This is a genomic window from Undibacterium paludis, from assembly GCF_022568815.1.
GTDB lineage: Bacteria > Pseudomonadota > Gammaproteobacteria > Burkholderiales > Burkholderiaceae_D > Undibacterium.
On sequence record NZ_JAKZHX010000001.1, the window covers coordinates 921,357 to 940,997 of the forward strand.

Below are 19,641 nucleotides of genomic sequence, written 5' to 3' on the forward strand. Positions count from 1 at the left end.
CGCATTTCAAATACGGCACTTCACAATGCGCACTGTCATTGAAAAAGTTACAAAATGTCAAGCGAGTGTCGCGAAAAACAGGTGCGACCTTAAAGAAAGCGGGAATTCATCATATGATGTCCATCAGTGCAGAAGTTTCTGCCCAGAAAATACGCAAGACTCATATCGATATGACACACACCACTATTGCCCGCTCTATTACCAGTTCGCGCTTCGGTTTACGCGCAAAGATCCTGTTTGCCGTGATCGTCATGGTACTGACCGGGTTTACCGTCACGATCAGTCTGTTGACCCGGCAAGCCAGCAGCATGCAACAGGAGTCAGCCCAGCAATACGCCAGGCAGTTGGCGGTAAACAATGCCGGCAAGGTGGCCGAACGCATCAACCTGGCCCTGCATGCGGCACGCAGCCTGGCGTTTGAGCTGACAGCCATGCAGACCGGTGGCAAGGCCGATCGCGCCAATGCCGACCTGCTGCTGAAAAGTGTGCTGGAAGGCCATCCCGAATTTACCGGTGTCGGCACTATATGGGAAGCCAATGCCTTTGACGGCAAGGATAGCGAATATGCCGGCAAGGAAGGGCATGACGCCACCGGCCGTTACCTGCCTTACTGGAATCGCGGCAGTGGCAAGACCCAGGTCGAAGCCCTGACCGACTATGAAAAAGAAGGCGCCGGCGACTACTATCTGCTGGCCAGGAAGAGCGGCAGCGAAGTCTTGCTGGAACCGTATATGTACAAGATTGCCGGCAAGGACGTCTTCATGACGACCGTGACTGTTCCCATCAAACTGGCCGGAAAATTTGCCGGCGCCGTCACCGTCGATCTGCCGGTATCAAGCTTCCAGGACGACGTCAGCAAGATTCATCCCTATGACACCGGTTATGCCAGCCTGATATCGAATAACGGCATCTACATCGGTGATGCCGATGCCCGAAATGTTGGCCAGGGCATAGGTGATACCGACGCCGCCAGGGCAGCCAAAGCGGCCATCAAGGCAGGCCAGACATATAGTGACAGCTTTGAGCATGCCGGCATGCAGACCACGGTGAAACGTATCTTCGTCCCCATACAGATAGGCGCAACAACGACGCCATGGTCGTTTGCCATTGGCGTGCCGGAAGACAAAATACTGGCCGACGTGCACCAGTTGCGCAATATTGCCATCCTGGTTGGCATACTCAGCGTGCTGGTCGTGTCAGCCATACTCAGCCTGGTTATCAACCGGCTGGTGATCATCCCACTGGGCGGCGAGCCTGATGTCGCCGTCCATATCGCCAGAAGCGTAGCCGAAGGCAACCTGACCACCAGCGTGACACTCAAACCTGGTGACCGCAGCAGCATGCTGTTTGCCCTGCATGGCATGCAGGAGCAGCTGACCAGCATGGTCAGTCATATTCGTGACAGCAGTGAATTCGTCTCGCATGCTTCGGGCGAAATCGCCATGGGCAACATCGACCTGTCGCAAAGGACAGAGGACCAGGCCGCTTCGCTGGCGCAAACCGCCAATAGCGTAGAAACACTGAACCAGACCGTCAGGCAAAATGCCGGCAATGCAGAGCAGGCGCGGCAACTGGCCATGTCAGCCGCCCAGACCGCCCAGCGTGGCAGTACCCAGGTGGACAAGGTGGTGCACACCATGGCCGAGATTTCGACAGAGTCCAACAAGATGTTTGACATCATTGCAGCGATAGAGGGTATCGCCTTCCAGACCAATATCCTGGCCCTGAACGCTGCCGTCGAAGCAGCGCGCGCCGGTGAGCAGGGCCGTGGTTTTGCCGTAGTAGCTTCAGAAGTACGCAACCTGGCGCAACGCAGTGCTGTGGCATCGAAAGAAATCAAGGCGCTGATAGAAACCTCAATTGCCAAGGTCGGCACAGGGTCGGAAGTGGTCGGTCATGCCGGCAAGACCATGACGGAAGTGCTGGCGGCGGTAGAAGGCCTGTCGACCATACTCAATGAGATATCGGGCGCATCCGCAGCGCAGAGCCAGGACATCGCCCAGATCACGACTGAAATCGGCCTGATGGACCAGACCACCCAGCAAAATGCCGCCCTGGTCGAAGAATCTGCCGCTGCTGCCGCCTCGTTGAAAGAAGAAGCAGAAAAGCTCTGGCAAGCCTTGCTGGTATTCAAGGTCAAATAAAAAAGACCAGCGAACAGCCCAGACAAAACGGACGTCCCGGTGGCAAAGCCAGACCCGGGACCTTATTTCAGTTTAGCCGTGGCCAGGGCCAGCAGGGCTTTTTCAAATGCCTCAGGCTGGTAACCGCGTATCATGCGGTTGCCGATGATGATGACCGGCACGGCTTCACTGCCAAGCGCCGCATGCATGGCGGCGGCAGGTGCAGAGTGCTGCACGTCAAGGTCAGCAAAATCTATCTTCTTGTCAGCCAGCCAGGCGCGGGTTTTCTGGCAATAGCTGCAACTGGCCGTGCCATACAGCACCACTCTGGTTTTGCTGTCCTGGAAGTGTGCTGAATAATCGCCTTCCTGGTAAGCCGGTTTCAGTAGCATGGGCAGACGTGGCAGAACATAGCCTATCAACAAGCCTGCTGCAATGATGAGGATGTAGCTCACAACGGTTTTTGAAACTTTCATACTGCCTCATGAACGGGATGAATGAGATGCCGGAGTTGACAGGCCAGAGCGAACTTTGAACGAACAATTCGTCTGGCTTCGTGCAAATGACCGTCAACAGCAATGCTGACGGTCACGGTATGCAGCAGGCAACCTGCCTCAGTTGCCGCCGGACGCCAACTTACTCTGGATACCCGTCCAGGCAGTCAGCCATGCATTCCTGCCAGGCTGCAGAACCACGCGGAGCCACTTTTATGCATTCTTTGTTGCAAAAATAAAACGGTGGCGGATAGGCAAAAGCCGCGCTGCAGGTGATGGCCAGTATCAATGCAGCGATCTTTTTGCTTGTCGATGTCAACATAGTGAGTCTCCAGATTGTTATGAGAGTGGACATGAAAAAACCGCACATTTGCCACTCTTTCAAATGCACGGTATCCCTGATCCTGACCAGACCGCCACACCTCCAGCGTGGCCTGACCTGGTAATTCACCTATGCGTTCAGTATAAGAAGAATATATTTAGGGTCGCAAAAATGCCAATAAGTATAGATAATTTATTACTCATTTTAAACAATAATAAAGAAATAATATTTTCATTTTTTACATTCATTTTGTAAGCAAATGTAAGCGATTTTCAAACTACCTAATTTCCATTAGCTGCCAGATTTGCCCAAAAACTGGGCAACAAAATTTGTTGCGATGCAGCATATGTCTTTCAATATGATTTTTTTGTCGTGGTAAGCTACGCGCCGAAATGACTCAATTTGAGTCATTCCAGGGTACGCATTGAAAAAAATTTTGCGACCACGCTGCGACTTTTTATACAAAAAATATTGAATGGAGAGCACTTTGAACAAAATTCAAACACCAGGTGCACACACTATCCTGGGGCACCCGGATAGCCTGTTTGTCCTGTTCTTTACAGAAATGTGGGAACGGTTTTCTTATTACGGCATGCGTGCCCTGCTTGTGCTGTTCCTGACCAGCAGCCTGGTCAAGGGCGGCTGGGGTTGGAGTCGCGCTGATGCGACCTCGCTGTATGGCTGGTATACCGGCCTGGTTTACCTGACCCCTATCCTTGGCGGCTATATCGCTGACAAGATCCTGGGCAGCCGTCGTTCCGTCGTGCTCGGTGGTTTCATCATCGCCGCCGGTCATGCCTGCCTGCTGTTTGATACCCCGACCATGTTCTACATCGGCCTGGGTCTGGTGGTTGCCGGTACCGGTTTGTTCAAACCAAATATCTCGGCCATCGTTGGTCAGTTGTACACCAAGGAAAATGAAGGCGGCCGTGACGGCGGCTATACCCTGTTCTACATGGGTGTCAATTCCGGTGCTTTCTTCGGTATCCTGCTGTGCGGCTATATCGGTGAAAAAATCTCCTGGCCCATGGGCTTTGGCCTGGCTGGCGCCTTCATGATCCTGGGTGCAATCCAGTTCTATTTCGGTCAGGGCATTTTTGGGGACATCGGCCTGGCCAAGTCCCAGCAAAACAATGAAGTTGCCGTCGTAGAAGAAGCAGAACCACATATCGTCGCTGACCGCCTCAAGGCAATTTGCGTATTCTCTTTCTTCACCATCTTCTTCTGGTTCGCATTTGAACAGGCTGGTGGTTCCATGACGATTTTTGCGGCTGACTATACCGACCGTACTCTGGTCGGCACCAGCGGCATGCTGTTCAAGATCGTCAATAGCCTGATGACTGTCATCCCCACCCTGATCCTGTCCTGGCTGCTGATCAAGTTATTTGCCGGCACAGCCAAGCGCTATCTGCTATCGAATGCCTTACTGATCACCTGTATAGGCGCGATCTGGCTGCTGGTGATCTGGATGTTGAAACGCGAATTTGCACTCGACCAGTCTGATGTTCCTGCCACCTGGTTTGGTGTTTTGAACTCTTTCTTCCTGGTTATCCTGGCGCCGATGTTTTCCAAGATGTGGGAAAAATACTGGAATCCAAGCGGCCCCGTCAAATTTGGTCTTGGCCTGGTCTTGCTGGGTCTGGGTTTTGCCGCCTTGTCGTATGGCTCTGCCAGCATCCCTGCCGGTGCCAAAACTGCCGGTGTCAGCATGGTCTTTTTGATCGCCGCCTACTTCTTCCATACCATGGGTGAACTGTGCCTGTCACCGGTAGGCCTGTCCTACATCAGCAAACTGGCGCCACCACGTTTGCTGGGCCTGATGTTCGGTGTCTGGTTCCTCAACACGGCCATCGCCAATAAGCTGGCTGGTTTCAGCGGCAGCTACATTGATGAGATTTCTAAGGAATATTCGCTGTCCATCTTCTTCCTGATCTTTACCGTTATCCCTATCGGTGCAGGTCTGATACTGATGATGTTGAACAAGTGGATGGCCAAGAAAATGCACGGCATCCACTAAGCTGCCAGGTATTTTTTAAGGCACTATAGCCCCCCCAGTTTAATGACTGGCGGGGGTTTTTTATGGAATTTTTTATTTTATACAGCGGTCAGCAAACGATAGCCTACTGCCGTCTCCGTCAATAAATACACGGGCAAATTTGGCTCGTCTTCGAGTTTTTGCCGCAAGCGCCCCATGAAGATACGCAGGTAATGGCCGTTTTCTGCATTCGATGGCCCCCACACTTCACGCAACAGTTGCGGATTGCTGACTACGCGGCCCGCATTGGCAGCCAGTACGGCCAGCAGACGGTATTCAGTCGGTGTCAGATGCACGATTTGCCCGGCCTTGCTGACCAGCTTGGCTTTCAGGTCTATCTTGATATCGCCAAAATAGATCAAACCATCCCCCTCGCTGGGACGCTGGCGGCGCAACGCCACCCGCACCCTGGCCATCAGTTCGGCAACGCCAAAAGGTTTGGTCAGGTAATCATCGGCACCAGCATCGAGTGCCTTGACCTTGATGTTTTCTTCTTCACGGGCAGACAGCACGATAATCGGTACCTGCGACCATTTGCGCACATCGCGAATGAAATCGAGCCCGTCACCGTCAGGCAAACCCAGGTCAAGCACGATCAGGGTGGGCTTGCGGGTACCTGCATCGATCAGGCCACGCATCATGGTCTCAGCGGTGAAAACCTGCCAGCCCTCGGCTTCCAGCGACATACGTACGAAACGGCGTATCTGTGGCTCGTCTTCCACCAGCAGGGCAACATTGCAAGGTTCACTCATGATGATTCACATCCTGTTTTTGCAGCTTTCATTCCACTTCCATCTCATCCAGCGCGTCCATGTCCTGCGGGCTACCCAATGGTAGCTGGAACTCGAAGCAGGCACCACCTTCACTGGCCTGGCGGGCTAATATCTTACCACCATGTGCTTCAATGACAGCACGGCAGATAGACAGGCCCAGACCCATGCCGGGCTGGGACGACTCACGCTCGCCGCGGGCAAATTTTTCAAAAATCGCCTCTTCTTTCCCGACTGGCAAGCCCGGACCATTATCCGATACACTGACCAGCAACAGGGCATCCCTGCTGTCTGCCGTGATCGTGATAAGACTACCAGGGGGCGTATATTTACCGGCATTTTCGAGCAGATTGCACAGCACCCGCTCCAGCAGCAGGGCATCATAGCGCACCAGCGGGATGGCATCATCAATGCAGACTTCCAGCTGGTGTCTGTTCAAGGAAAACTGACAGGCCCGCACCGCGCTTCCTATCAGTTCAGATATCGCCTGCCACTGAAGATTCAGCCTGACCTGGCCGCTTTCTATTCTTGCCATGTCGAGCAGGTTGTTGACCAGCTTGTTCATGCGCATGGCCTCGTCGCGCAAGGCCACGGCCAGTTCATGCTGTTGCGCACTCAGCGCCGGTCTGGTCAGTGACAGGGTTTCAGACAAGCCGACCAGTGAAGTCAGGGGCGTGCGCAAATCATGTGACAGCGCCGACAGCAAAGAGTTACGCAACCGCTCAGACTCCATGCTGACCAGGGCATCCTGTGCCACTTCTACATAATGCACACGTTCCAGTGCAATTGCCACCAGGGTTGCAAAGGTGTCGAGATACTTGCGCTGTTCAGCAATACGCGTCCAGCTGCTGTCATCCGTCTGCACAATCAACACGCCACGTGTGCGCATGGGGGCAATCAGGGGTAGATATAAAAGGCTGTTGCCACTGGCAGCATGGCCTTCGCTGATGCCGATATCAGCAGGAGCAGCCTGGTCAAACACGGTCTGCGCCTGTAACATGTCAAGCGCACTCATATTGAGGGCATTGTCATAATCCGGCCCGAACATGGCCGGATACTGCAGATGCCCCTGGTCATCAGGCAACAACAGACTGGTCCTGGCATGAAATGCATCTTCAATGAAATTGCGACAAATTTCAGCGATCTGTTCTGTCTGCAAGGCAGCCGACAGGGCCCGGGCAAATTCATTAATGGCACTCGCGCGCACGGCCCGGTATTCAGCCACCCTGGTCTGCGTATTGACATCGGCGATCAGTTTTGCGGCCATGGCGCCCACGATCAGGACCAGCAACATGGTCAGCACATATTGACCATCACTGATCCAGAATGAATAACGTGGTTCCACAAAAAAATAATCAAAGCACAGTGCCATCAGCACGCTCGACAACAGGGCTGGCCCGCGCCCCAGACGCATAGCCACAGCTATCACAAAGAACAGCAATATCAGCGCCATATTGGCTGGCTCTATATATGCCTGCCATGGCCAGACCACCAGCACCGCCAGACTGCTGATACCAGCTGCCCGCCAATACGGCTGGCGCGCCATGGCCCGGGCAACCGGCATGAAATATTCCACTTTTTGCCTTGCCGTCTTATCTGTGTTCCCACGCTTGCGAGCCTGCACTCTGGTGACCTGTCCTTCCCCCTTGATACGATCGGCATTACGACGTATTGCCAGATTGCGCAAGGCCAGCAAATGCCCCTTGCGGTATAGCGGTTCGGCCATTTCGTCACCACTGCGGCGCAACTGGCCATTCTGGAAACGGGCAATCAGTTCATCGACAGGAATATCAAGCAGGATGACTTCATCGGCATTGTCAAAAACACTGTCAGGCAGAGTCTGCGTCACAGCAACACCAGTGATGGCGCTGACGGCGCTATGCAAACCTTCCAGGTCTTGCAGATTGGCGGTTGTATAAACATCCACCCCTGCCATCAGCATGTCATTGACGTCTTGCCAGCGTGCGCTATTTTCACCCCGGCCACGGATGGCATTCGCATGCGCGAGTTCATCAATCAGCAATAATCCGGGCTGCATGCCCAGTGCCGCAGCAAGCTCGAATTCGCCGCTGCTGACATGCAATAAACCTGGCTCTGCATTTGATTGCAACTCAGCCAGCAATGCCAGCACGTCAGCCGGTTGCGACGCCGACAGATGGATTAACAGTTTGCGGCCAGTCGCCAATTGCTGGCGTGCTGCATTGAGCATGGCGTAGGTTTTTCCGACACCATTCACTGCGGCAAAATAGATACGCAGTTTGCCTTGTGTCTTGCCGTCCGGCGAATTTATGTGTGCATTCATCGAAATCAGTATAAACCAAGTTTGCCCGATGTCATGACCTGCTGTCACCAGGTGTGAGAAACACACACTACAACGGTAATTGCACATAGAGATTACCGCCTCATGTTTACTTTATGTTTACGTCTGTTTACAAACTCGTTACGCAGCATTTACGCCCAAATTGCTAAGCTGTCTTCATCACAAAAAATCGATGGAGCAAGCAATGAGCGATAACAAGACCAGCCTGACAGCACGCCTTTTGCATAGTGCAAGAGACCTGGTCTGGCAGGATGAAACACCGGTACGCATGAGCAGGCCTGAGGCAATGCCAATGCCTGAAAATGTTCCTGCGACACCGGTCAATCCAGAAAGTACCCAGGAGATACCTGAGACAGGCATGGGCAGGGATTTATTCCAGCTCGTGATGGAAAGACCTACTGCCTATTCTGCCCTGACTGAAGCCATCGATGCCCTGGCAGAACTGCCCATGGATGAAGCCACCCGATATCGATCAGCCTTTGCCGTGTTGAAAAAAACCCAGCAGCGCACCGTGGAACAGATCGTGCAGGCTATTACTACCCACCTGGATGTGCTGGCGGCAGAACAAAGCCGCTTTGCCAATCAGTCACGTGCTGCAGAAGACGATGAAATCAATGCGCGCCTGGAGGAAGTCAAGGCGCTGCATAACGCCATCACTCTGGGCAGGCAGCAGATGGACAGCCTGCGCAGCGAGACCGAGCAACGCATACGCAAGATACAGGAAGACCTGGAACACAAGCGTGCCCGCGCCACAGAGCTGGAACTCGCGGCAGACATGAGAAAAAAAGCCATAGAGAAAACCATACAGGACTTCAGCAGTGCGGCAAACAGTGTCAAAGCGAGGCTGGATGCTGATCAAGAACGTGTAAAGCGACATCTCACAGTGACTGCAACAGCCTGAACAGACGATGAAACATCGTCTTTGACAAGAACCAATAGAGAAAGATCATGAGCGAACATATCCCTGGCGTTCCCGCCAGTTTCAAACCCAAATCCTTCTGGGAAAAACCCGAAGGCGTGACCGGTCAGATTGTTGCCGTCAGCGCGATAGGCGGTGCAGGCTACCTGCTGTACCAGGCTCTGCCAAAAATCATCACCCTGCTGGAAAACACTTTATATGCAGGCGCACTTGGTGTGGCAACCATCGCCTTTGCCTATGTGGCGACGGACCGCCGCTTCTGGCGTCTTGGCTCTTACCTGTATCAGAATTCCATGCGCGCCATCACCCGTCTGTTTGTCGAGATAGATCCCATAGGCATCATGCAGACCTATGTGTCCGAACTGGAAAAGAAACTGGGCAACATGAACAGCCGCATTGCCAGCCTGGGCGGCATGATACGCGCCTGCCAGGAAGAAATACGCAGCAATGAAAATATCCGTAACAAATCCTTGCTGATGGTGAAAGAAGCCAGCAAGACCGGCAAGACCATCGTGATTGCCGAAGAATCGCGTCAGGCCGGCCGCATGCAGGAAGCCAATATCACTTACCAGGACCTGCTGACCAAGATGCAGTTGTTGTATTCCGTGCTGGTGAAATACCAGGAAATTTCATTATTCCTGATCAAGGACATACGTCGTGAAATTGACGTCAAGCAGCGCCGCAAAAAAATGACGGATGCAGCCTATTCTGCCATCAAATCTGCCCGCAGCATCATCAACGGCGACCCGGATGCCCGTGCCATGTTTGACATGGCCAATGAATACCTGGCCAATGATTATGCAATGAAGATCGGCGAGATTGAAGACTTTGTCCGCATGTCCGATACTTTTGTCAGCACCATCGATTTGCAGAACGGCATGTATGAAGCCAGCGCCATGAAGATGATAGAAGAATGGGAAAAACGTGGTGACTCCATCCTGCTCGGCGCTGACCAGAAACGCCTGATCATAGAAGGCAGTTATGCCGGAAAACCGGTTGCAGAGACAGAACAAAAACCTGCCAGACCAGGGACAGGTGCCAGCGAAACCAATGGCAATAAGCCACCCAGGAACTGGTTTGACCATCAATGATGATGTACGCGTCACTCGCAATGTAGACGCAGTTTCATGAACACAAGCATACACAAGGAGAAAAACATGCTTAAACCTTTACCACGCCTGTTGCTGATTGCCACCGTTGTCGGTGCCGGCATCTATGGCCTGAATACCTATGTCAAAAACAATGGCAGCCTGAAATTCTGGACAGCAAAGACTGCCGTCCCTGCTGCGATAGAAATCCCCACCCAGGCCAGCATGCCGAATGAGACCAGCAGCAGCGCTGCCTTCAACCTGGCGCCGGCCACGGGTAATTACCAGGCCCGCATGCTGGTGCTGCCATGGAATGCAGAAACATCCATCCACTATGCCAATGGCGACACGACGACAGCACCTGGCAGCCTGATGGACAAGCATGGCGTACACCTGCAACTGGAACGTCAGGATGACTATGCACAAATGATTGCCGAACAAGCGATTTTTGCCGGTGAAGTCGCCAAGGGTGTCGCTTACCCTGACAAAGGTGCAGCCTTTGTCGTCATCATGGGCGATGGCGGCCCCGGCTATTTTGCTGCTGCCCGGGAAAGCATGAGCAAACTCGGCCAGCAGATTGAGGTGGTCGGCTCGCTAGGGTATTCACGCGGAGAAGATAAATGCATGTTACCAGCAGCAGTAGCCGCTGACCCGCAAAAAGCCCGTGGCTCCCTGATCGGCGCAGTATTACGCGACGGTGACTGGAATATCTGCATGAAATATGCAGCCGACAATAAAATCCCGGTCAATCCTGACATCAAGACTTATGACCCCGATGCCATGAACTTTGTCGGCGTGGGTTCGTTTGCCGAATCCGATGAAAAACTGATCGCTGCAAACAACCAGGGTGCCTGCGAAACCAGGCCTGTCGTACGCAATGGCAAATCCACCGGTGAACGCCGCAAGGTCTGTCAGAACGGCACGGCCACCTGGACACCCGGCGACGTCAAGGTGGCGCGCGAAGTCGGCGGCCTGGCTGCGGTGGCCTCCACCCGTGAATACATGTGGCAAATGCCTGCCACCATCATCGGTAACCGCCAATGGATGGCGCAAAACCCTGAGTATGTGAAGAACATGCTGGCTGCCGCTTTTGAAGCAACAGACGCCATCCGCGCCAGCGACACGGAGCTGTTGAAGGCCAGTGCCGTCGTCGCGAAAGTGGCGAAGGAAGAGAATGCCCAATGGTGGATGAAATACTACAAGGGTGTCATTGAAAAAGACCGCAAGGGCCTGGATATACGTCTCGGTGGTTCAACCTCGAGCAACCTGGCGGACAACCTGTTCCTGTTCGGCCTGAATGGCAACGACAATCTTTACCAGCGTGTCTATAACGTCTTTGGCGGCATCGCCAAACAGTATTATCCAGGTGAAATGCCAGAAATTGTCAGCTACGAGAAAGTGGTCAATACCACGTATTTGCAGGCGGTGGCAGCCAGCGCAAAGAGCAGTACAGCACGTACCGATGCACCGCGTTTTGATCAGAATGCACCGGCAGTGGCCACCTTTGCCAAACGTAACTGGGCCATAGAATTTGAAACCGGTAAAGCCAGCTTCAAACCGGAAGCCACAGCCACACTGGAAGAATTGCTGAACCAGATGGCGGTGTCGGGGCTGCCGATACAGATCAACGGCCACACCGACAAGATAGGTAACCCTGACGCCAATTTGCTCTTGTCCAGAAAACGCGCCGACGCTGTACGCAATTGGCTGCAAGCCAATGCTGCATCAGGCTTCCCCGAAGGTCGCGTGCGGGTACGCGCCTTTGGTGACAGCCAGCCAATAGCTGACAACAGCAGCGCCGAAGGACGCGCTCATAACCGTCGGGTGGAAGTAGCCTTGATCAAGACCAGCAATGAATGATGGCTCTTGAAATATGCCAGCGTACCAGCTCATCCTTACTGTATTGAAAGGCAGGCTGGCATCAGGGCACAAAGAGAGAATGGAAATAAATCCCTCTTCATGATTTTCACCAATCTCCCTCTGTGCTCTTTCCGTGCCGCTGTAGTGATACTTTTAGTTTCGAAACAAACACATCATGTCCCTGCGCATACACACTGGCTTAAAAAATGCCTTCCTGCCGTACTCGCCTTTTCAGGCAACGCGAGCCTTGTTGCTGGTTCAACTGGTGACTGCCTTTGTGTTGTGGTCATGCAGCAGCGCCAAAGCCTTGCCCACTCCCCAAGAAATAGGCCAGTCCTGGATCATGCTGTTCCATGAACAGGGCCTGCTGACAGAACTGTGGTCCAGCATCACAGTGCTGTTGTTATCCCTGCTGTTGTCAACCGCAATTGCCCTGGTGATTGCGGCCGCTGCTACGGCCCCGGTCTTCCTGCCGATTGCCCGTTTTGCATCGGTATTGCGCTTTCTTGGTTTTGCCGGGCTCAGTTACCTGTTCATGTTGCTGACCGCTGACGCCTATCAACTGAAACTGGCTTTGCTGACCTTTGGCACCAGCGTCATGATGGTGACTGCCCTGATGGCTGAAGTACAGGCCATACCGCAACAGGCAATAGACCATTGCAAGACCCTGGGCATGCGTAACTGGCGCATCACCTATGAACTGGTGATACTGGGCAAGGCGGATACCCTGCTTGACCTGGTCAGGCAAAACGCTGCCATAGGCTGGACCCTGCTGACCATGGTCGAGGGACTGACCCGTTCCGAAGGCGGTATCGGTGCCTTGCTGCTAAATCAGAACCGTTACTTCCAGCTCAGCGGTGTGTTCGCCATACAGCTCACCATCCTGCTGTATGGCGTAGGACAGGATTATCTGCTGGCCAGGCTCAGGGAAACTGTCTGCCCCTATGTCAAATTCAATGAAACCGGAAATCCATGATGAACGCAGTTTTAAGCCCCGTATCAACGACACCCTTGCCCTATCAGCTCGGCGAACGCCTGCTCAGCATAGAGCAGCTCTGTGTCGGCTATGACCAGCCCGTTCTCGGCGATGTCACCGCCCATATCGACAACATCACCCGTGATGGCGTCGAACAAGGCCAGGTCGTCTGCCTGCTTGGTCCCTCAGGCATAGGCAAGACACAATTGTTCCGCTGCATTGCCGGCTTGCAGAAACCCAGTGCAGGTGGTGTCTACCTGAACGGTAAAAAAACCCCGGTGACACCGGGCGAAGTCGGCGTGGTCGCACAGGACTATCCTTTGCTGGCACACCGTACCATACTCGGTAATCTGCTGGTTGCGGCCAGCCGCAAAATCACCAACCAGGCAGAAGCCAAGGCCAGGGCCATTGAGCTGCTGAACAATTTTGGGCTGGCCGACAAGGCATTTTGCTACCCGGCAGCCTTGTCCGGTGGGCAGCGCCAGCGCGTCGCCATCGCCCAGCAAACTCTTTGCAGCGACCACTTCCTGCTGATGGACGAACCTTTTTCCGGTCTTGACCCGATTGCCAAGGCAACAGTCTGCGACATGATCCTGCAAATCTCGACACAGGATGAACTCAACACCATCATCGTTGTCAGCCACGATATTGACGCATCCATCAGCATCGCCGACACCATCTGGCTGCTGGGCCGCGATTACGACAAGGCCGGCAATCCTGTCTCTGGCGCCCGTATCAAATACCGCTATGACCTGATAGAACGCGGTCTCGCCTGGCGCCGGAATATGGAAAACACGGCAGAATTCCAGGCGCTCAGCAGGGAGATCAGATACCGGTTTAAAGAATTATGAAAACAATCCCGCCTGGAATACACCAGCAAGAACTTGCGCGAACCTTGTTGCTAAGCCTTGAACGTCACCCACGGTCGTAATCTGACTGCGGCCTTGATCAGGCCTGCCTCTTCCTGCGCCGTTATCACCGGCCCTATCGGCTTATAGGCCTGCGGTGCTTCTTCTATGCGTCGCTCTTCGCGCAAGGTCACACATTGCCACTCACCCCTGTCATGTTGATGGCGCATGCGCCTGACATCTTGTCGCCGCATCCGTCGTCCTGCACCGTGGCTACAGGACCAGAGCCAGTCGGGATGACCAAGGCCCTGCACCAGATAGCTGGCATCCCCCATGGACCCCGGTATCAGCGCCAGGTCGCCATGACGCGCAGGGGTTGCCCCCTTCCTGTGTATGTTCATGCCATGCTCGCGCAAAATGACGTTATGAGGTACATCGACAATCAGGGCAGAATGACTTGTTCCAAGAAGGTTCTGAAATTGTTGCCTGACCAGTTCTGCCAGCACCATGCGGTTAGCCCAGGCATAGCGGGCTGCAACACCCATGGCGGTCAGGTATGCATGCGCCAGATCGCCGCTGAGTCCAAACAAACCACTGACGGGATGCTTTTGCCCGGCTGGCCATTCTGTACGTGCCCTGTCCATCCAGCGTTGCCCGACAAAGAAACCAACATCGCGTGAACCGCTATGTATCATCACAACGATGTCGTCTTTCGCCAATCCGGCCTGATAGGCCAGATGTCTGTCAAAGACGGCGTCAACAATTTGCAGTTCGACGAAATGATTGCCACCTCCCGTAGTACCAAGGCTGGGATCGCGTATCATACCGTCCCTGCTGAACCAGGCATCAGGCGCATAAGCACGGGCGCCACCAAATTCATGCAGGCCTACGCATGATGCCAGTTCCCGCTGCAAGCGGTCTTTGTCTGCCGTCGCCCAGATACCAGTGTCCGGCAAACTGTCGAGAAATGCTGAAGGCCCGACATCACAGAGTGCTGCAAAAGCTTTCGCATGTGCCGGTACATCCCTGGCATTTTCCAGCAAAACTTTTTGCAGATGACTGATCAAGGCATCTTTATGCAAAGCTGCCTGCGAAAGTTTGACACCGGTAGTCAGCAAGCGCATACCGCAATTGATGTCTGTACCGATGGCTGCGGGGATCACGAAATCGGCATCGGTAGCCACAATGGAGCCGACCGGCGCAATACTGCCGGGATGAAAGTCTGGCGTGGCGCAAGCCTTGCAGACTGCGTGATGACCGGCGGCAGATTTGACTGCGGCAAAAGCCATCAATTGTTTTACTGCTTTTTCTTCCAGAGGAAGACTGTCAGGCAACAAGACCGTCGCCTGCGCATGTTCGTGGTGAAGCCGGAATATGCCTTTGGCATGTTCCACATGTATACCCTGTCTTTGCAGAGCCGTTTGTAAGCGTGAAATAGAAGTCATAGCTGCTACCAGAATTTGAAGTACAGGTGAGCCTCCGGCGATTCGGGGGCATGTGTACCTCTAGCAGCAGCGCCAAGAGGAGGACTACAAGTATAAACAAATTTGCTGCAAGCGCAAATAAGTTTATTGCGACGATCAGCTAGCCGTGGCTAGCGCAGAATTGTCTCGGGAAAATATAGCGACGGAGACAGCACGTGAATACTGCAGGAAGCAAGGGGACTCCCCCCGCTCCAGAAAATGAGTACGTTCGATGGAGACATAATGACGGGCATGACCTGAGTCCTTTGTCTCCTTCGCTCCCTGGTGTTTACTGTGTCTGTGTCACAGAGTAAATAATGACCGGATTTACAGGCACATCTTCCATGGGAAGTACTTGCTTGGTTGGAACCTGACGTATCTTGTCCATGACATCCAGGCCACTGACGAGCTTGCCAAATACTGCGTAACCCTGCTGGGGCATGCAAAATGATTGAATGCAAGAATCGAGCGTCAGATTGTCGGCAACATTGATGAAAAATTGCGAAGTCGCACTATCCGCAGCACTGGCGCGTGCCATGGCAATGGTGCCGCGCAGATTGCTCAAATCATTTGTTTCCAGCTTGATCGGTGCAAGCGTCGCAGCCTGCTTCAAATCAGCATCATAGCCACCGCCCTGGATCACAAAATTATTGATGACACGATGAAATATTTTGTTCGTATAGAAGCCATTCTCTGTATAGCTGAGGAAGTTATCCACCGTAACGGGTGCTTTGGCGGGATTTAATTCGATCACCATATCACCCAGACTGGTCTTCATCGTCACTTGCGGTGGACGCGCCAGGCTGACCACCGTGGGCATGGAATACAGCTTGCCTCCCTTGTCAGAGAGTACCGTCAATTCAGGATTGCCTACACCTACGATTTTGCAGGAAAAATTCCTTTGTGTGGATGTGCCATTGCCAACCTCAGTCAAATTCAGGCAAAGCGGCATCTTCACGACGGCAAAGCCCAGGTTTTCACCGGTAACAGTAATCTTGGATATTTTACGGTACACCAGTTGATCTACACTGACTTTGCTAATGCTAGATAGTGCTTTGACTTCTATATGGTAGGGCAATTTCCAGGGTGAGCCTGGATGCGGTTGACTGCAGACGCTAGGGGTATCCTGGCATAAACGCACCTCCAGAGTGCCGTCATAGACACCTGCGGGTAATTTCCCCGAAACCTGCAAAGTAACATCGTAGGCAGAAGATGAAACCGAACTCATATTGACTGCGCCTGTAGTCACTCCTTTGCTATCTACGATGGCGACATTCACCGTCCCTGAAAAAACCTTGTTGGCGCTCGCTCTGATGACCGCTGATTTGTTTTGCCCTTCGTTGACGACGACATTTAATGACTCCGGGCTGAAGCTCAGACCAGGATCATTGACTACAGGATTGGACGGTGCAGAGCCACCACCGCCGCCACATGCCGTCAGCAGCATTCCCAGAGCACTCAAACAAATTAGTTTTTTCATCTTGCAACCTTTTTTATAAAGGCTACATTTTACTTGGCTTTGCAAGGAGTTCCGAAATTGATCTCTGTGGGTGGAGCTTCGCCGTTGCTACCAGTGGTAACAAGACCAGATAATCAGGCTTGTCCGTTTTTTTTCAGACGAACTAAACCCTGTCAAAGTTGCAGGGAAAGTCAACAGACTTCCCGAATAAGGGGAGGCTCAGGGCAAAATACAACCAGGATTTCATATACCTTGATCAAGGCGTAAGCTTCAAATTGACTTTCATTCAGACCAAGGGCATAGCGTCATTCTTTGCCTTCTATACGTCTCAGCATTCCATGCCCTGATGCGTCAAGCAATCCAGCCAGACTGGCTGAAAATTCCCCTGTCAGGGCATGTGCTGCATGACGAGAAAATAGACCGCCAATGTTTGTTCCCCGCAATGAGATGCTCACCCGGCCCCTTGATCAACTCCACTACCCTGGCAAGCAGTTCATAACCGTCATAATACAGGCCCTGCTACTCTACATCTATTGCCTTATCAAGTTCGGTCTGCATCTATGTTTCTTTATGCTGGAGAAGTAAATCCATAAAATCAAAGCCCCTCTTCAACATGCCAGAGGGGCTTTGACAATTAAGCCTGTATCTCTTCAGGCGTGCAATGCTAAAACTGGTTCAACGCTCTATCGCCAGCGCCACGCCCATGCCGCCACCGATACACAAGCTTGCCAAACCTTTTTTGGCATCACGACGTATCATTTCATGGATCAGGCTGACCAGGATGCGAGCGCCTGACGCACCGATAGGGTGACCAATCGCAATCGCACCGCCATTGACGTTGATCTTGCTGGTGTCCCAGCCCATTTCTTTATTGACGCCGATGGCCTGCGCAGCAAAGGCTTCGTTGATTTCCATCAAATCCAGGTCTTGATGTGACCAGCCAGCTTTCTTCAGGCATAGCTGGGCAGCAGGTACTGGCCCCATGCCCATGATAGTCGGGTCGACACCGGCAGAAGAATAAGCCTTGATACGCGCAAGCACCGGCAAACCCAGGGCTTCGGCTTTTTGCGCTGTCATCATGATGACGGCAGCAGCGCCGTCATTGAGGCCGGATGCATTGCCAGCTGTAACGGTGCCATTCTTGTCAAAGGCCGGACGCAGTGCAGCCAGCGATTCCAGCGTCGTGCCATGCTTGATGAATTCATCGCTGTCGAATACGACTGTGCCTTTTTTGCTGACCAGCTCGACCGGGATGATTTCATCCTTGAACTTGCCGGCTTTTTGCGCAGCCTCTGCCTTGTTTTGTGAGGCCAGGGCAAACAGGTCTTGCTCTTCACGTGTCACGCCGTATTTTTTTGCGACGTTTTCTGCGGTAATGCCCATGTGGTACTGGTTGTACACATCCCACAGGCCGTCGACGATCATGGTATCGACCAGCTTGGCGTCGCCCATGCGGAAACCATCGCGTGAACCATTCAATACATGCGGCGAAGCACTCATGTTTTCCTGACCACCGGCGATGATGATGTCTGCATCACCGGCCTTGATGGCCTGCGCTGCCAGATGGGTCGCCTTGAGGCCGCTGCCGCATACCTTGTTGAGTGTGAAAGCCGGCACCATGTCAGGCAAGCCAGCCTTGATGACGGCCTGGCGGGCCGGGTTCTGGCCCACGCCTGCGGTCAGCACCTGGCCCAGGATCACTTCATTGATCAGGTCGCCACTCAAACCAGTTTTCGCGAGCAGGGCTTTGATGACGGTCGCGCCAAGTTCGGAAGCAGCCGTTTTTGCCAAAGAGCCACCAAATTTGCCTACTGCAGTACGGCCTGCAGCTACGATTACCACGTCTTGCATGTGAATTCTCCTGTTGGTACCCGGATGGGTGTGAAATGGTCGAATGAAGAATGAAGCCAGAGTTCAGCCTCTAGCTTACCACTGCTGGCAGCAATCAGAGGCTGAGCTCAAAAAAATTACTTTTTTAACATGCACGTCATCTGCCTCATGTGTATCACCCGGAGTTGGGAAGCGTCGTGATATGTCCGGCGATTTTGCACAGTACCAGCTCTGCCAAGGGCGACAGGCTGCGGCGCTCAAGGCTGACGATACCGATTTCAGCATACATCGCCTGCCAGCCGTCGATCTTGAGCTCAAGCAACTCACCAGAACTGAGTTCATTGACCACTGCCGGTCTGGTGCAGAGCAGGATGGCATCGCTATGCATGACGACATGTTTCAGGACATAGATATTGTCACAAGTCGTGATCAGGGGCAGGTCTTGCCCGGCTGCCAGGCCCAGGGCCTTGCGCAGCGGGGGCAGGAAACGGTCGGACAAATGCACGCTGGCAAATTTTGCCGTTTGCAGGTCTGCAATAGTCAGCATTGCCTTTGCCAGTAGTGGGTGCTCACGGCGGCAATACAGGCCACCATACTGCCTCCCCAGGTGTCTGATGCTGACATGTTTATTGGGATTGATGGTACGGGTGTCGGCGACAAAAAACTCCAGGCGCTCGGCAATCAGGTGCTCCATCAGGATATCGCTGTGACTGACTTCCACCTCGGTATGCATGCGCGGGTATGCCCTGGCCAGTTCAGCCAGCACTGCTGGCAAGAAACTGGCTGCCGGGAAAGGGCCGGCGCCAAAGGCCAGTTGACCGCTTTCGCCATCGCGCAATTGCGTCATTTCTTGCCTGAGATTACCTGCCGCATACAGGAGATCACGCGCACGGCTGACCAGCTGCCTGCCTGCGGCCGTAGCAGCAGCGCCGGCCTGGTCACGGTCAAACAGGCGCACACCGAGTTCTTCTTCCAGGCCAGAAATACTGCGGCTTAATGCCGGCTGGCTGATATGGAGTTTCTCGGCAGCACGGGCAAAATTAGCTTGTTCGGCCAGCACCACTGCATGCTTAAGCTTGTTGAGATTCATCATCAGACATACCCATAAAGTATGATGTTGATGATTATAATGCA

The 19,641-nt window shown here is 53.4% G+C and carries 15 protein-coding genes; 7 read left to right on the forward strand and 8 right to left on the reverse strand.

Annotation, left to right across the window (positions count from 1 at the left end; all coding sequences use genetic code 11):
• Positions 1-113 precede the first annotated feature (113 nt).
• Positions 114-2,144, forward strand: a complete 2,031-nt coding sequence (locus LZ463_RS04095) for a methyl-accepting chemotaxis protein (protein WP_241454105.1) — start codon at positions 114-116, stop codon at positions 2,142-2,144.
• A gap of 62 nt (positions 2,145-2,206) precedes the next feature.
• Here the strand turns inward: LZ463_RS04095 and LZ463_RS04100 are convergent, their stop codons facing one another.
• Positions 2,207-2,599: a glutaredoxin family protein gene (locus LZ463_RS04100; RefSeq protein WP_241454107.1), complete on the reverse strand. Its 393-nt coding sequence runs from the start codon at positions 2,597-2,599 to the stop codon at positions 2,207-2,209.
• Between the two features lie 160 nt (positions 2,600-2,759).
• A complete protein-coding gene (locus tag LZ463_RS04105) occupies positions 2,760-2,939 on the reverse strand; it encodes a hypothetical protein (protein ID WP_241454109.1) in 180 nt (59 codons plus the stop codon).
• Between the two features lie 487 nt (positions 2,940-3,426).
• Here LZ463_RS04105 and LZ463_RS04110 point away from each other — a divergent pair, with 487 nt between their 5' ends.
• The gene (locus LZ463_RS04110; RefSeq protein WP_241454113.1) at positions 3,427-4,956 is read left to right on the forward strand and encodes a peptide MFS transporter; all 1,530 of its coding nucleotides are present in this window, start codon (positions 3,427-3,429) and stop codon (positions 4,954-4,956) included.
• 77 nt (positions 4,957-5,033) lie between these two features.
• Here LZ463_RS04110 and kdpE read toward each other — a convergent pair whose 3' ends face one another.
• Positions 5,034-5,726, reverse strand: a complete 693-nt coding sequence (gene kdpE / locus LZ463_RS04115; protein ID WP_241454114.1) for a two-component system response regulator KdpE — start codon at positions 5,724-5,726, stop codon at positions 5,034-5,036.
• A 28-nt stretch (positions 5,727-5,754) separates the two neighbouring features.
• The gene (locus LZ463_RS04120) at positions 5,755-8,046 is read right to left on the reverse strand and encodes an ATP-binding protein (RefSeq protein ID WP_241454116.1); all 2,292 of its coding nucleotides are present in this window, start codon (positions 8,044-8,046) and stop codon (positions 5,755-5,757) included.
• Between the two features lie 202 nt (positions 8,047-8,248).
• Between LZ463_RS04120 and LZ463_RS04125 the strand changes: the two genes are divergently transcribed.
• From LZ463_RS04125 to LZ463_RS04145, 5 genes are all read left to right on the forward strand, one after another.
• Positions 8,249-8,965 (forward strand): hypothetical protein, encoded by a 717-nt coding sequence (locus LZ463_RS04125; RefSeq protein ID WP_241454117.1) that lies wholly within the window; start codon positions 8,249-8,251, stop codon positions 8,963-8,965.
• A gap of 47 nt (positions 8,966-9,012) precedes the next feature.
• Positions 9,013-10,074 (forward strand): hypothetical protein, encoded by a 1,062-nt coding sequence (locus tag LZ463_RS04130; RefSeq protein ID WP_241454119.1) that lies wholly within the window; start codon positions 9,013-9,015, stop codon positions 10,072-10,074.
• A gap of 66 nt (positions 10,075-10,140) precedes the next feature.
• Entirely contained in the window at positions 10,141-11,931 is a 1,791-nt protein-coding gene (locus LZ463_RS04135; protein ID WP_241454121.1) for an OmpA family protein, read from the forward strand.
• Between the two features lie 175 nt (positions 11,932-12,106).
• Positions 12,107-12,907 (forward strand): hypothetical protein, encoded by an 801-nt coding sequence (locus LZ463_RS04140; RefSeq protein ID WP_241454123.1) that lies wholly within the window; start codon positions 12,107-12,109, stop codon positions 12,905-12,907.
• On the forward strand, positions 12,904-13,758 hold the full coding sequence (locus LZ463_RS04145; protein ID WP_241454127.1) for an ABC transporter ATP-binding protein: 855 nt from the start codon (positions 12,904-12,906) through the stop codon (positions 13,756-13,758). Before LZ463_RS04140 ends, LZ463_RS04145 begins: the two co-directional genes overlap by 4 nt.
• A gap of 50 nt (positions 13,759-13,808) precedes the next feature.
• On the opposite strand, the gene LZ463_RS04150 is transcribed toward LZ463_RS04145, so the two are convergent.
• The 4 genes from LZ463_RS04150 to LZ463_RS04165 all read right to left on the reverse strand — a co-directional run bounded on the left by LZ463_RS04150 (position 13,809) and on the right by LZ463_RS04165 (position 19,600).
• Positions 13,809-15,200: an RtcB family protein gene (locus LZ463_RS04150; RefSeq protein ID WP_241454128.1), complete on the reverse strand. Its 1,392-nt coding sequence runs from the start codon at positions 15,198-15,200 to the stop codon at positions 13,809-13,811.
• A gap of 307 nt (positions 15,201-15,507) precedes the next feature.
• Complete coding sequence (locus LZ463_RS04155) at positions 15,508-16,698, reverse strand: peptidylprolyl isomerase (RefSeq protein WP_241454130.1); 1,191 nt, start codon at positions 16,696-16,698, stop codon at positions 15,508-15,510.
• Positions 16,699-17,352: 654 nt separating this feature from the next.
• Positions 17,353-18,528, reverse strand: a complete 1,176-nt coding sequence (locus LZ463_RS04160) for an acetyl-CoA C-acetyltransferase (protein ID WP_241454132.1) — start codon at positions 18,526-18,528, stop codon at positions 17,353-17,355.
• A 154-nt stretch (positions 18,529-18,682) separates the two neighbouring features.
• Entirely contained in the window at positions 18,683-19,600 is a 918-nt protein-coding gene (locus LZ463_RS04165; RefSeq protein ID WP_241454138.1) for a LysR family transcriptional regulator, read from the reverse strand.
• Positions 19,601-19,641 lie beyond the last annotated feature (41 nt).

Excerpts from the sequence above, each read along its gene's own strand:
- LZ463_RS04165 (WP_241454138.1), bottom strand. The coding sequence starts at position 19,600 with ATGATGAATCTCAACAAGCTTAAGCATGCAGTGGTGCTGGCCGAACAA.
- LZ463_RS04160 (WP_241454132.1), bottom strand. The coding sequence starts at position 18,528 with ATGCAAGACGTGGTAATCGTAGCTGCAGGCCGTACTGCAGTAGGCAAA.
- LZ463_RS04155 (WP_241454130.1), bottom strand. The coding sequence starts at position 16,698 with ATGAAAAAACTAATTTGTTTGAGTGCTCTGGGAATGCTGCTGACGGCA.
- LZ463_RS04150 (WP_241454128.1), bottom strand. The coding sequence starts at position 15,200 with ATGACTTCTATTTCACGCTTACAAACGGCTCTGCAAAGACAGGGTATA.
- kdpE (WP_241454114.1), bottom strand. The coding sequence starts at position 5,726 with ATGAGTGAACCTTGCAATGTTGCCCTGCTGGTGGAAGACGAGCCACAG.
- LZ463_RS04135 (WP_241454121.1), top strand. The coding sequence starts at position 10,141 with ATGCTTAAACCTTTACCACGCCTGTTGCTGATTGCCACCGTTGTCGGT.
- LZ463_RS04120 (WP_241454116.1), bottom strand. The coding sequence starts at position 8,046 with ATGAATGCACACATAAATTCGCCGGACGGCAAGACACAAGGCAAACTG.
- LZ463_RS04130 (WP_241454119.1), top strand. The coding sequence starts at position 9,013 with ATGAGCGAACATATCCCTGGCGTTCCCGCCAGTTTCAAACCCAAATCC.
- LZ463_RS04105 (WP_241454109.1), bottom strand. The coding sequence starts at position 2,939 with ATGTTGACATCGACAAGCAAAAAGATCGCTGCATTGATACTGGCCATC.
- LZ463_RS04125 (WP_241454117.1), top strand. The coding sequence starts at position 8,249 with ATGAGCGATAACAAGACCAGCCTGACAGCACGCCTTTTGCATAGTGCA.
- LZ463_RS04145 (WP_241454127.1), top strand. The coding sequence starts at position 12,904 with ATGATGAACGCAGTTTTAAGCCCCGTATCAACGACACCCTTGCCCTAT.
- LZ463_RS04140 (WP_241454123.1), top strand. The coding sequence starts at position 12,107 with ATGTCCCTGCGCATACACACTGGCTTAAAAAATGCCTTCCTGCCGTAC.
- LZ463_RS04095 (WP_241454105.1), top strand. The coding sequence starts at position 114 with ATGATGTCCATCAGTGCAGAAGTTTCTGCCCAGAAAATACGCAAGACT.
- LZ463_RS04100 (WP_241454107.1), bottom strand. The coding sequence starts at position 2,599 with ATGAAAGTTTCAAAAACCGTTGTGAGCTACATCCTCATCATTGCAGCA.